We start from the raw sequence: 13,034 nt of genomic DNA, 5'->3' as shown, positions 1-13,034 counted from the left end.
CCCATGAATCTGATCAAGGACAGAGCGGATACCGATCACTCTTAACGGGAACACTGCCATGAAACTCTCCACCCTGATGCTTGCCAGCCTGATGACCCTGACCTCCGCCGCCGCATTCGCAGAAGGCGGCTCAGAGCGTTCGAAGGCGTTTTACAACGACTTCAGTTTCGTCCAGCAAAAACTCCACGGCACCGCCGAACAAACGGAAGTCGCCGATGGCAAGACATTAAAAATCGACTCTGCCGAACAAAAAACGGCCGAGCCACAATCAAAGAGTTAATTAACGCTGACTTAATCCGCAACACCCTGTGCCATTCCGCTCCGTTGGCAAAGGCTTAATAGGCGCCATTTGATGGCGCCTTTTTTTTCGCCGGTTATTTATTACAGCGGCTTGTTCCAGAACAACATGCGCCCATGGGCCGGATCGAACACCGAGTCGTCAAAACCGAACTTGCGGTAGGCCGACTGGGCCACGGCATTGCCCTCCAGCACTTCCAGGGTGATCTTGCAGCAGCCGCGCTGGCGAGCGATTTCCTCGACCTTGTGCAGCATCTTCTGGCTCAGCCCCAGGCCACGAAATGGATTCATCACCACCACGTCGTGAACATTGACCAATGGACGGCAGGCGAACGTGGAAAACCCTTCAAAACAGTTCACCAACCCGGCCGGTTCGCCACCGACAAACGCCAACACGCTAAAAGCATGGGGGCGTTTCGCCAGTTCCGCCGGGAGTTGGCGCAGCAAGTCCGACGGCAGGCTGTGCCCGCCCCCCATAGGGTCTTCTGCATAGTGGTTGAGCACACGACCAATGGCATCGGCATGCACGGGATTGGTGTAGCTGGCTTGCAGCACCAGAATGTCAGGGGTGTCCATTTCCTTCCTCAATCAAAAACAAAAAAGGGAATTCAGCTCCCTCCGAAGGGCACGATTGTAAGCATGGCGCCGGTAATAGATGAAGGAGATTAACTACAAATACCTGCCTGAAAACGCGAAGGTTATGCCGATCAAAATAGGTTGCCAGGTCATTCCAGGGCCTTTTTCGTACGCTCATACGCCAAAACGCTGTAATTGCATTTCCTGCAATCGGCTCAGGGTGCGACGGAACGGAAACTCCAGGTAGCCTTCGGTGTAGAGGCTTGCCAACGGGACCTTGGCTTCGATGAATAACGGCACCTTGCGGTCGTAGCATTCATCCACCAGCGCGATAAATCTGCGCACGCTGTCATCGTGTACCGAGAGCTCAGGCAATTCGCGATCCCCGGCCACCACGCGCTGGGCAGCGTCCTCGGTGCCACGGGCAATCCGGCCAGGGCGCCTTTGCGCACTGAGGTTGGGCACCTCCCCCAGCAAAATCGCTTTGAAACGGTCGCACAGCAGCATGAAGTCCATGGCGGCCAGGGGTTGTTCGCACAGGTCGGCATAGCGGCACCACAGCACGGTGTCACTGGCCTGCACAGCCACAATCGAGCGGTGCCCAACGCTGACCGCCCCACTGCTCACCCGTTGCCCCTGGCTCAGTTGTTTGAACAGCGTGGCCAACGCCTCCGGTTGGTTGACCCAATAACGCTGCACACCCACACCCGGATGCAGTCGATGATCCTCGCCACCGTCCACCGCCACCACGCGCATATGCTGCTTGATGGCCTCGATACCTGGCAGGAAACGCTCACGATTGAAACCGTCTGCATACAGTTGGTCGGGCGGCTGGTTTGAGGTGCAGACCATGACCACCCCCTCCTCGAACATGACCTGGAACAGGCGGCCAAGGATGATCGCATCACCAATGTCGCTGACGAATAACTCGTCGAAGCACAGCACCCGCACCTCCCGGCCCAGTTCACGGGCCAGGGCCTGCAACGGGTCGGGAATGCCGGAGAGCTGGAACAAGCGCTGATGCACCCAGCCCATGAAGTGATGGAAATGCTGGCGCCGCGCGGGTACACGCAGGCTGTGGTAGAACTGGTCCATCAACCAGGTTTTGCCCCGGCCCACCGGCCCCCATAGATACACCCCGGTGATCGGTGGGTGGCCCCGGTGCAGGGCTTCGTGACAGGCTTGCAGGGCATCCACTGCCTGGCGCTGGGCGTCATCGGCAACGAAGCCCTGCTGGGCGATGGCATGTTGATAAGCGGCGAGAGGCGAGTCGAAAGTCATGCGCGCCAGTATGACTTACACAGAGATATCCAGCCGTGAAATCTTGCCCTGCTCGTTCAGGCGAAAGGTGTAGCGCAACGCCAGCGGGCTGCCAGGGAAATTGCCCGAGACACTGTTGCTGACCAGCACCTTGCCGGTGCGGTGCTGTACGTTGAGCACCTCGACCCGCGGCTCGTAGCGCCGCCCGGTGTCTTCCATCCAGCGGGCGATGGCAGCAGGACCGACCTGATGCTCGCCCTCATCGAACACGTGGGCATCGTCGGCAAAACAATCGGCGACGGTCGAGGTGTCACCGCTGTTGGTCGCGGCGAGATAGGCAACGATGGCCGGGGCCAGCAGTGAATGGTGACCGGACATGGCACAGCTCCTTCTGAGTGGTTGTGGGGCCATGCTAAGCCAGGGTCGTGTCAGTTTTTGTCAGGAGTGAATGGCCCGGTGTCATTCTGTTCCAGCAATTTACGCCAGGCGCGCAGCCAGTCACTGCGTCGCCCCGGGTAGCGCTCGCCACGGGCTTGCGCGGTGGCGACACGGTCGGTCCGAAAGGTGCGATACGCGCCCCGCAGTTCGCACCAGGCCACGATCACCCGCACCTCATTGAGAAAACCCAGGGCTAAAGGCCAGATCAGGCGTTGACTCTGGGTCTGGCTGGCATCCGCGTAATCGATATGCAGCTTGGCCTGGCTGCGAATGGCCTCGCGAAACACATTCAACGGTACGCGGTTTTCCGGATAGCCGAACCCTGGCGGCCCCGGCAGCAGCGTCGGGTTGCGCAACGCCTCCTGGGCGGCGGGGTCCAGCACATCGGCAATTTTTGCCAGGGCGTTGGCCGCGGCGCGGCTGAGCACATCATCGCCACGCTGATCCACATAACGCAGGCCGAGCACGATGGCTTCAGTTTCCTCGGCGTTCAGCATCAAGGGCGGTAGAAACAAGCCACTGCGCAACACATACCCGACGCCCGCCTCCCCGAAGATCGGCGCGCCCAAGGCAGTCAAAGCGGCGATATCGCGATACAAGGTGCGCTCGGACACCTCCAACTGTGCGGCGAGCACAGCCGCGGTCACCGGGCGTTTCTTGCCTCGCAGGGCCTGGAGCAAAGACAGTAGACGAGTGGTACGCGACACGTTGATCCCGCCGGCAAAAGGAAAAATGTGCAGCAGCTTAGCAGAGCGTCCTGCCAGAAAATGTCAGGAGTAAAAAGCGCCTCATCACACCACAGGCCCACGTGAGAAACCGGTGTGACCGCCCTGATGAGCTTCGTTCTTTAAAGTGTTTGACATAGTTGCCTTAAGCAACAATATTATTGACTCAGGCAACCATAAGAGCATGCGCCATGTCCACATCCTTGCTTGTCGAACGCGCCGGCATCGTGCGCGGCTTCAATCGTTTCTATACCCATCAGATCGGCGTACTGCAGGAGCACCTGCTGCAAAGCGACTATTCCCTCACCGAGATCCGGGTGCTGTATGAGCTGTCGTCGCGCGGCGACCTGACCAGCGCCGACCTGTGCCAGATGCTCAGCCTGGATGCGGGCTACCTGAGCCGGTTGACCAGCGGTTTCGAAAAGCAAGGCTTGATCCAAAAGCTCCGCTCACCCACCGATGCGCGCGCGGTGCAATTGCACCTCACCGAACAAGGCCGCTCCGTGCTGGCACCCCTGGAGCAACGGACCCAGGACGAAGTCATTGCCCTGCTGCAAGCCCTGCCTGAGCCACAACAACAGCAACTGACCGCCGCCATGCAGCGCATTCAATCCTTGTTGCAAGGCACCCCGCCGAGCTACCTGCTGCGTGACCCGCAGCCAGGCGATATGGGCCTGGTGGTGCAGCAGCAATCGGCCTTGTATGCGCGGGAATACCAATGGAACTGGGAGTTCGAAGCACTGGTGGCGGAGATCGTCGCCAAGTACCTGCGCGAGTTCGACCCAACGCGTGAGCGCTGCTGGATCGCCGAAAAGGATGGCGCGGTGGTGGGTTCGGTATTCGTGGTGCGTCATGACGACAGCACCGCCCAACTGCGCATGCTCTACGTCGACGCCAGCGCCAGGGGCCTGGGTATCGGCCAGCGTCTGGTCGATGAATGCCTGCGCTTTGCCCGCGATGCCGGCTACACGCGCATGATGTTGTGGACCATGAGCGCGCTGACCGATGCGCGCAGGCTCTACCAGAAAGCCGGTTTCGAGCTGGAGGAAGAGGAACCTACCCTCAGTTTTGGCAAGGCCCTGGTCAGCCAGACCTGGGCCCGCGCACTGTAAAAAAAAAGGGCCTGGAGAACCCAGGCCCTGGCCCTTTTACAGGTCGGTGATTTCCTTGTGGCGTGGCACCAGCGTCTTCATCACGCTCCAGGCCACCAGGTAAGCCAGCGCGCAGATCGCGAACATGATCATGTAGCCGGTGTGGATATCGCCGATGGACTTGTAGTAATCGAACACCCAGCCCCCGATCTTGGTCATCACCACCCCGCCCAGGCCACCGGCCATGCCGCCAATGCCGACCACCGACGCCACGGTTTTCTGCGGGAACATGTCGGACACGGTGGTGAAGATATTGCACGACCACGCCTGGTGCGCCGAGGCGCCCACACCAATCAACAACACCGGCACCCAGAAGCTGATATAGCCCAGGGGCTGTGCCAGCAATACCACCAGCGGGAACAACGCGATCACCAGCATGGCTTTCATCCGCCCGTCATAGGGCGCGTCGCCACGGGCCATGAAGTAGCTGGGGAACCAGCCGCCGCCGATGCTGCCGACCATGGTCATGCTGTACAGCACCGCCAGCGGCATGACGATATCGGCGCCTTTCATGCCGTATTGCGCCGACAGGTAGGTGGGCAACCAGAACAGGAAGAACCACCACACGCCGTCGGTCATGAACTTGCCAAAGGCAAACGCCCAGGTCTGGCGGTAGGTGAGCAACTTGAACCATGAGACTTTCTTCTCGACCGCGCCCGCCATTGCCGGGGGGAATGGCTGCACCGTCTGGTCGCTGCGAATGTACGCCAGCTCCTCGGCAGACAGGCGTTTTTGCTGCTCCGGCTTTTCGTAGACCGCTGCCCACACCGCGACCCAGACGAAGCCGAGCATGCCGATGACCATAAAGGCCGCTTCCCACCCCCACATCCCGGCGATCAGCGGCACGCAAATCGGTGCCAGGATCGCGCCGACGTTGGCGCCCGAGTTGAAAATACCGGTGGCCAGGGAGCGCTCTTTCTTTGGGAAATACTCGGCAGTGGCCTTGATCGCAATCGGAAAGTTACCCGCTTCGCCAATCGCCAATACCGCGCGCGACAGCATGAAGCCGGCGATGGAGACCGGGATCACCGCCAGACCGATCGCCCCGCTCACGGCAGCAATCCCCTCACCCATCGGTACCGAGAACGCATGCATGATGGCGCCGGTGGACCAGATCGCAATCGCGATCACGTACGCCGCCTTGGTGCCGATCTTGTCGACGAACCGCCCGGCAAACAGCATGGAAATCGCATAGACAAACTGAAACACCGCCGCAATGTTGGCGTAGTCGGTGTTGCTCCAGCCGAATTGCGTGGACAACTGCGGCGCCAACAGGCTGAGCACCTGGCGGTCGAGGTAATTGACGGTGGTGGCGAAGAACAGCATCGCGCAGATGGTCCAGCGATAGTTGCCTACAGCTTGGCCAACGCGCTGGGCGTTGATGGGCTCGATCAAGTTCATGGCATCACTTTTTATTTTTGTTAGGTAGGACACATGTAACGTCATATGTCGTCGTACAACTGTGGCTTTTATATCGGGCTGCCTTTCCGCTGTCAATGTGAAATATTGAGGCTTTGGTGGGCTATCGCGCGGGGGTGAAAAACGTCAACGCAGCTATGTTGTAGGACAACAAACGCGCATCACCCGGCTCGGCGCTTTGCCGGGCACATCATCGAGCACACCGAATGGCTGCATGCCGACCTTCTCCAGCACACGGATCGACGCCGCGTGGTCGGGCCGCACCAGGCCGAACACCTCCGGTAAACCGAGGGTGTCAAACGCCAGCGCCAGGGCATCGCGTGCCAACTCTGTGGCATAGCCCTGCCCCCAGGCTTCCACGGCGAAGCGATAGCCCAGGTTGATGCGCGGTTGCGTGAGGTAGTTGAACGGCGCAATACCGCCGAAGCCGATGATGTGCTCCGGGGCTTGCCGATGGGCAATCGCCCACCAGCCATAGCCGTGGGTGGCCCACTGTGCGATCCAGTGGTCGAGCAGGTGTTGGGCAGCGGACAGGCTGGGCATGGGCCCGGCGGGATTGAAGAGGTTGGTTTGGGAATCGCCGAAGATCGCAAACAATCGCTGCACGTCCCCAGGCAGTGGCTGACGGTAGACAAGACGGGAAGTGGTGGCGGGCATCGGGATCAGTCCTCTTCAAAACTGTGGCGAGCGGGCTTGCCCCGCGTTGGGCTGTGAAGCAGCCCCAAAACCAGGCGCCTCGGCGTACCTGATGTTTAACCGTTGTGCTGATGGGGGCTGCTGCGCAGCCCAACGCGGGGCAAGCCCTAATGCCGTTCAGTTAAGAGTACATCGCCTTCTGTAGGAGCGAGCTTGCTCGCGAAAAACGTCAACGATAACGCGTGTTTCCTGAATCAACGCGGCGCCTGTGAGTTTTTCGCGAGCAAGCACAGACCTTTTGGTTACTTTTGGCTGGGCCGGCATCCCGGGCGTTTGCCAAAAGTGACCCGCTGTAAGAGCGGAACCATAGGTGGCCGTTACCGCAGCAACGGATATGCCCCCAAACCTCCAACCCACCCACCAAGAGAACACCACCCCAAGGGAACTTTGCCAACAAATAACCACCTGAATCCGGTACGCTCACCTTTTTATTCAAGGAGTTACTCCCATGGCCAAAGCCACCGCCCGTCACATCCTGGTTGCCACTGAAGACAAGTGCAACGAACTCAAGGCCCAAATCGAAGGCGGCGCCGATTTCGCAGAAATCGCCAAAGCCAACTCCACCTGCCCGTCCAGCCGCCAAGGCGGCGACCTGGGTTCGTTCGGTCCAGGCCAGATGGTCAAGGAATTCGACACCGTCGTGTTCAGCGCCCCGGTCAACACCGTGCAAGGCCCGGTGAAAACCCAGTTCGGTTATCACCTGCTGGAAGTGACCAGCCGTCAGGACTGATCCCGTCCGCGCTGATGCTTGAAACAACGGCCCGCCTTTTTGGTGGGCCGTTGTGCATGGGATGACTGGCGATGCCCTGGCCGTTAGCGTACAAATCCCTATTCTTCTTCACCCGGCGCTCAAGGCTGATAATGCGACTGGCTTTTTCGACTCTGTTTGGTTCCGCCCTGGCCCTGCTGCTGGCCAGCACGGCCGTGATCGCGGCCCCGCAAACCTACCTGACGGTGTACGGCGAACCGGCCAAGTACGCTGCCGGCTTCACCCATTTCGACTACGCCAACCCCAACGCGCCCAAGGGCGGCAGCCTGCGGCGCTCGGCGATCGAGATCGGGCGTTTCGACCATGTGCTGCCCTATATCGACAAAGGTATCGGCGTGTCCCAGGTCGACGGCTGGCTGTATTCGCCCCTGGCCCTGCGCTCCCTCGACGAGCCCTACACGGTCTATGGCCTGGTGGCCGAAAAGATGGAACGGGCCGACGACGGCCTGTCGTTGCGTTTCTACCTCAACCCCAAGGCGCGATTTGCCGATGGCAAGCCGATCACCGCCGAAGACGTGCGCTACAGCTTCGATTTGCTGATGACCCAGGGCAGCCTGCGCTTTCGTACCCTGTTCGCAGACGTGAAACATGTCGAAGTCGAAGGCGAGCGCCAGGTGCGTTTCGATTTTTCCAGCAATGAAAACCGCACCCTGCCCCTGGATATCGCCACCCTGCCGGTGTTCCCCGAGCACTGGTGGAAGACCCGCGACTTCGCCAATGGCGGCGGCTACGAAGCGCCACTGGGCAGCGGCCCGTACAAGGTCGGCAAGATCGACTCGGGCAGCACCATTACCTTTACCCGTAACCCAGACTGGTGGGGCAAGGACCTGCCCGTCAGCCGCGGCCTGTACAACTTCGATCACCTGAGCCTGGAATACTTCGGCGACACCGAAGTCGCGCGCCAGGTATTGCGCGGCGGCGCCTATGACTTCAACCGCGAATTCTCCGCCACCGGTTACTCCATCGGCTACAACGGCCCGGCCCTGGATGACGGGCGCCTGCAACGTGCACACCTGGCCAAGGAAATGCCGCAACCGGCCCAGGGCTATGTGTTCAACGTGCAGAAACCGATGTTCAAGGACCGCCGCGTGCGCCAGGCCCTGGCGATGCTCTGGGATTTCGAATGGGCCAACCGGCAGATGATGCGCAACCTGTACATCCGCCAGCAGAGCTACTTTTCCAATAGCCCGCTGGCCGCCAGCCAGTTGCCCACCCAGGAAGAACTGAAAATCCTCGAACCGCTGCGCGGCCAGGTGCCCGACGAAGTGTTCACCCAGGTGTTCAAGGCGCCGGTCACCGACGGCAGCGGCATGATCCGCGACAAGCAGCTGCAAGCCCTGGCCCTGTTGGAAGAGGCCGGCTGGAAGCCTGAAGGCGACAAATTGGTCAACGCCGAAGGCGAGCCGCTGGAGTTCACCTTCCTCAATGCCCAGGCCGGCCTGGAACGCCTGTTGCTGCCCTACAAGCGCAACCTGGCGCAGATCGGCATTACCCTGAATATCCGCCGCATCGACTCCTCGCAGTACGTCAACCGCCTGATGACCCGCGACTACGACATGATCGTCACCGGTTTCCCGGTCACCACCTCGCCGGGGATGGAGCTGTACAACTACTTCGGCTCCAGCGCTGCGTTCGACCCGGGCGCGAACAACTACATGGTGCTCAAGGACCCGGCCGTCGACACGCTGATCAAGGGCCTGGTCAAGGCCGACACCCAGGCGCAGATGCTCACGTATGCCCACGCCCTGGACCGCGTGTTGCAATGGAATTACCTGTGGATTCCCAACTACTACCCACCCGGCACCTCTGCCGCGTGGTGGAACCGCTTCGGGCGCCCGGCCATCGAGGCCAAGAACGACGAGGCCTTGGAAACCTGGTGGGAAATCAGCCCCACGCCACTGACGAATGAACAGATGAATGCCGAGCTGAAAAAACGCGGGGGGACGCGCTGATGTTTGCCTATATCGTGCGGCGCCTGCTGCTGATCATCCCAACCCTGGTGATCATCCTGTTGGTGAATTTCGTGATCGTACAGGCGGCGCCCGGTGGCCCGGTGGAACAGGCCATTGCCCACCTGCAAGGCATCGGCGGCGGTGCCGTCGGGGGTTCCTCCGGCGAAGGCCTCAGCAGCGGCTCGCGGGCCAGCCGTGGCCTGGACCCGAAACTGATCAAGGACATCGAGAAACAGTACGGCTTCGACAAGCCGGCCCCGGAACGCCTGTGGTTGATGCTCAAGAGCTACGCCCAGCTGGATTTCGGCAACAGCTTCTTCCGGGGTTCAACGGTGATCGACCTGATCCTGGAAAAGATGCCGGTGACCATCTCCCTCGGCCTATGGGCCACGCTGATCACCTACCTGGTGTCGATCCCCCTGGGCATTCGCAAGGCGGTGCGCCATGGCAGCAACTTCGATGTGTGGAGCAGCACCGCCATCGTCATCGGCTATGCCATGCCGGCGTTCCTGTTTGCCATGTTCCTGATCGTGGTCTTCGCCGGCGGCACGTCGCTGAACTGGTTCCCGGTACGGGGCCTGGTCTCGGAAAACTTCGACGAGCTGAGCACCGTGGGCAAGATCGCCGACTACTTCTGGCACCTGGTATTGCCGGTCACGTCACTGGTGATCGGCGGGTTTGCCACCTTGACCATCCTGACCAAGAACTCGTTTCTCAATGAAATCACACGCCAGTACGTGGTCACCGCCCGTGCCAAGGGCCTGAGCGAACGCCGCGTGCTGTACGGCCATGTGTTTCGCAATGCGATGCTGCTGGTGATCTCCGGGATTCCCCAGGCGTTTATCAGCGTGTTCTTTGCCGGCTCGCTGCTGATCGAGGTGATCTTTTCCCTCGACGGGCTCGGGCGCATGAGCTACGAAGCCGCCGTGTCCCGCGACTATCCGGTGGTGTTCGGTTCGCTGTTCATCTTCACCCTGTTCGGCCTCTTGATAAAACTGATCGGCGACCTCTGCTACACCCTGGTGGACCCGCGTATCGACTTCGCCGCGAGGAACGCCTGATGCTCAACCTGTCTCCCGTGGCCCGTCGACGCTTCGAGCGGTTCAAACAGAACCGGCGCGGCTGGTGGTCGCTGTGGCTGTTCATCGGCCTGTTTATCCTGACCCTGGGCGGCGAGTTGATCGCCAACGACAAGCCCCTGGTGCTCAGCTACAAAAACGAGCTGTATTTCCCGGTGTTCAAACGCTACACCGAGCAGCAGTTCGGTGGCCAACTGCCGTTCCAGGCCGACTACCGCAGCGACTACGTACAGAAGCTGATCAAGCAGGACGGCGGCTGGATGCTGTTCCCGCCGATCCCGTTCAGCGACGACACGCCCAACTACGAGCTGACCCGCCCTGCCCCGAGCCCGCCCTCGGCGGTGAACTGGCTGGGCACCGACGATCAATCGCGCGATGTGCTGGCTCGGGTGATCTTTGGCGCACGGGTGTCGATCCTGTTTGCCCTGGCGCTCACGGCGATCAGCGCGAGCATCGGCATCGCCGCCGGCGCCTTGCAGGGTTACTACGGCGGCTGGGTCGACTTGCTTGGCCAGCGCATCCTCGAAGTCTGGTCCGGGCTGCCGGTGCTGTACCTGCTGATCATCCTGTCGGGCTTTGTCGAACCGAATTTCTGGTGGCTGCTGGGGATCATGGCGCTGTTTTCCTGGCTGGCCCTGGTGGACGTGGTGCGCGCCGAGTTCCTGCGCGGGCGCAACCTGGAGTACGTCAAGGCCGCACGGGCATTGGGCCTGGGCGACGGCAAGATCATCCGCCGGCATATCCTGCCCAACGCGATGACCGCCACCCTGAGCTACCTGCCGTTTATCTTGACCGGGGCGATCTCCACCTTGAGCGCCCTGGACTTCCTCGGCTTCGGCATGCCGGCCGGCAGCGCGTCGCTGGGTGAGTTGATCGCCCAGGGCAAGCAGAACCTGCAAGCGCCGTGGCTCGGCTTGACGGCGTTTTTCACCTTGGCGCTGATCCTGTCGCTGCTGGTCTTTATCGGCGAGGCATTACGTGATGCCTTCGACCCCCGTTCATGAGTGACTGCAGATGAACCTGATCGAAATTCGTGACCTGTGCGTCGCCTTCAGTGGCCAGACCGTGGTGCACAACCTGAGCCTGGACGTGCGCCCCGGCGAGTGCCTGGCGCTGGTGGGCGAGTCGGGCTCGGGCAAGTCGGTGACCGCTCACTCGATCCTGCAACTGTTGCCCGAGGCCGGTACGCAAACCACCGGTTCGGTGAAATATCGCGGCCAGGAACTGATCGGCGCGCCGGCGACCACCCTGCAAAAGCTGCGCGGCAATCGCATCGCGATGATCTTCCAGGAGCCGATGACCTCGCTCAACCCGTTGCACAGCATCGAAAAGCAGATCGGCGAAACCCTGCTGCTGCACAAGGGCCTGGGCGGCAAGGCGGCGCAGGCGCGCATCCTGGAACTGTTGGGCCTGGTGGGCATCCAGAAACCCCAGGAACGCCTCAAGGCGTATCCGCACCAACTGTCCGGCGGCCAGCGCCAACGGGTGATGATCGCCATGGCCCTGGCCTGCGAGCCACAACTGCTGATTGCCGACGAACCCACCACCGCGCTGGACGTCACCGTGCAGCGCAAGATCCTGCTGCTGCTCAAGTCCCTGCAACAACGCCTGGGCATGTCGATGCTGCTGATCAGCCACGACCTCAACCTGGTGCGCAGCATCGCCCAGCGGGTGTGCGTGATGCATGCCGGCGAGATTGTCGAGCAGGCCGCCTGCGAGACCTTGTTCACCGCGCCGCAGCATCCCTACAGCCGCCTGCTGCTGGATGCGGAGCCGACGGGCGACGTGTTGTGCGGCGAGGAGCGCGAGACCGTGTTGCAGGTGGACGACCTGACCGTGCAATTTCCTCTCGGCGGTGGGTTGTTCCAGCGCAAGACCTACCTGCGCGCCGTGGACGGCATCAGCCTCAGCGTGCAGCGCGGCAAGACCCTGGGCATCGTCGGTGAGTCGGGCTCGGGTAAATCCACCCTGGGCCAGGCGATCCTGCGCCTGCTCGACTCCACCGGCAGCATCCGCTTCCAGGGTAAAGCCCTCGACCCGCTCAACCACCACCAGATGCGCCCGTGGCGCAAGCAGATGCAGGTGGTGTTCCAGGACCCCTACGGCAGCCTCAGCCCACGCATGTCGGTGCAGCAGATCATCAGCGAAGGCCTGGAAGTGCATGCACCGTGCAGCCTGGCCGACCGCGAAGCGCAGGTGATCCAGGTGCTCAAGGAGGTCGGCCTCGACCCCGCCAGCCGGCATCGCTACCCACACGAGTTTTCCGGCGGCCAGCGCCAACGTATCGCCATCGCCCGCGCGCTGGTGCTCAAGCCGGCGCTGATACTGCTCGACGAACCCACCTCGGCCCTGGACCGCACGGTGCAGAAGCAAGTGGTGGCATTGCTGCGCGAGTTGCAGGAAAAATACGGCCTGACCTACCTGTTTATCAGCCATGACCTGGCGGTGGTGCGCGCCATGGCCCATGACATGATCGTGATCAAGGATGGCAAGGTGGTGGAGCGCGGGCCGAGCCATGCGGTATTTGAATCGCCACAACATCCCTATACCAAGGAACTGCTGGCCGCCGCGCACATCCCCTTGTAGGAGCGAGCTTGCTCGCGAAGAATCCAAGTACGCCACGTTCTTCCAGATGTACCGCGTTATCGTTGACGACCTTCGCGAGCAAGGAC

Annotated in this window: 13 protein-coding genes; 7 read left to right on the top strand and 6 right to left on the bottom strand. The window is 61.3% G+C overall.

All coding sequences use genetic code 11. The features are described from left to right. Positions 1–58 precede the first annotated feature (58 nt). Positions 59–280: a hypothetical protein gene (locus A7317_RS11330; RefSeq protein ID WP_024075840.1), complete on the top strand. Its 222-nt coding sequence runs from the start codon at positions 59–61 to the stop codon at positions 278–280. A 101-nt stretch (positions 281–381) separates the two neighbouring features. Here the strand turns inward: A7317_RS11330 and A7317_RS11325 are convergent, their stop codons facing one another. The 4 genes from A7317_RS11325 to A7317_RS11310 all read right to left on the bottom strand — a co-directional run bounded on the left by A7317_RS11325 (position 382) and on the right by A7317_RS11310 (position 3,278). Next, entirely contained in the window at positions 382–873 is a 492-nt protein-coding gene (locus tag A7317_RS11325; protein WP_024075841.1) for a GNAT family N-acetyltransferase, read from the bottom strand. A gap of 174 nt (positions 874–1,047) precedes the next feature. Then, the gene (gene zapE, locus A7317_RS11320) at positions 1,048–2,154 is read right to left on the bottom strand and encodes a cell division protein ZapE (protein WP_024075842.1); all 1,107 of its coding nucleotides are present in this window, start codon (positions 2,152–2,154) and stop codon (positions 1,048–1,050) included. A 15-nt stretch (positions 2,155–2,169) separates the two neighbouring features. Then, positions 2,170–2,511 carry a nuclear transport factor 2 family protein gene (locus A7317_RS11315; protein WP_024075843.1) on the bottom strand — a complete coding sequence of 114 codons (342 nt, stop codon included), beginning with the start codon at positions 2,509–2,511 and terminating at the stop codon, positions 2,170–2,172. Between the two features lie 50 nt (positions 2,512–2,561). Further along, positions 2,562–3,278 carry a helix-turn-helix transcriptional regulator gene (locus tag A7317_RS11310; protein ID WP_024075844.1) on the bottom strand — a complete coding sequence of 239 codons (717 nt, stop codon included), beginning with the start codon at positions 3,276–3,278 and terminating at the stop codon, positions 2,562–2,564. A gap of 209 nt (positions 3,279–3,487) precedes the next feature. On the opposite strand from A7317_RS11310, the gene A7317_RS11305 reads away from it, so the two are divergent. After that, the gene (locus A7317_RS11305) at positions 3,488–4,408 is read left to right on the top strand and encodes a bifunctional helix-turn-helix transcriptional regulator/GNAT family N-acetyltransferase (RefSeq protein WP_069075823.1); all 921 of its coding nucleotides are present in this window, start codon (positions 3,488–3,490) and stop codon (positions 4,406–4,408) included. 36 nt (positions 4,409–4,444) lie between these two features. On the opposite strand, the gene A7317_RS11300 is transcribed toward A7317_RS11305, so the two are convergent. Next, positions 4,445–5,848, bottom strand: a complete 1,404-nt coding sequence (locus A7317_RS11300; protein WP_024075846.1) for an MFS transporter — start codon at positions 5,846–5,848, stop codon at positions 4,445–4,447. Positions 5,849–6,001: 153 nt separating this feature from the next. Then, the gene (locus A7317_RS11295) at positions 6,002–6,523 is read right to left on the bottom strand and encodes a GNAT family N-acetyltransferase (protein ID WP_069075822.1); all 522 of its coding nucleotides are present in this window, start codon (positions 6,521–6,523) and stop codon (positions 6,002–6,004) included. Positions 6,524–7,010: 487 nt separating this feature from the next. Here A7317_RS11295 and A7317_RS11290 point away from each other — a divergent pair, with 487 nt between their 5' ends. From A7317_RS11290 to A7317_RS11270, 5 genes are all read left to right on the top strand, one after another. Then, on the top strand, positions 7,011–7,292 hold the full coding sequence (locus A7317_RS11290; RefSeq protein ID WP_069075821.1) for a peptidylprolyl isomerase: 282 nt from the start codon (positions 7,011–7,013) through the stop codon (positions 7,290–7,292). Between the two features lie 131 nt (positions 7,293–7,423). Next, a complete protein-coding gene (locus A7317_RS11285) occupies positions 7,424–9,283 on the top strand; it encodes an extracellular solute-binding protein (protein WP_024075095.1) in 1,860 nt (619 codons plus the stop codon). Beyond that, on the top strand, positions 9,283–10,344 hold the full coding sequence (locus tag A7317_RS11280; RefSeq protein WP_024075094.1) for a microcin C ABC transporter permease YejB: 1,062 nt from the start codon (positions 9,283–9,285) through the stop codon (positions 10,342–10,344). Before A7317_RS11285 ends, A7317_RS11280 begins: the two co-directional genes overlap by 1 nt. Continuing rightward, positions 10,344–11,366 (top strand): ABC transporter permease, encoded by a 1,023-nt coding sequence (locus A7317_RS11275; RefSeq protein ID WP_024075093.1) that lies wholly within the window; start codon positions 10,344–10,346, stop codon positions 11,364–11,366. Before A7317_RS11280 ends, A7317_RS11275 begins: the two co-directional genes overlap by 1 nt. Positions 11,367–11,376: 10 nt before the next feature. Then, complete coding sequence (locus tag A7317_RS11270) at positions 11,377–12,948, top strand: ABC transporter ATP-binding protein (RefSeq protein ID WP_069075820.1); 1,572 nt, start codon at positions 11,377–11,379, stop codon at positions 12,946–12,948. The last annotated feature ends 86 nt before the right edge of the window (positions 12,949–13,034 follow it).

This window comes from Pseudomonas fluorescens, assembly GCF_001708445.1.
Classification (GTDB): domain Bacteria; phylum Pseudomonadota; class Gammaproteobacteria; order Pseudomonadales; family Pseudomonadaceae; genus Aquipseudomonas; species Aquipseudomonas gorinensis.
This window is presented reverse-complemented; position numbering and strand designations above follow the sequence as displayed.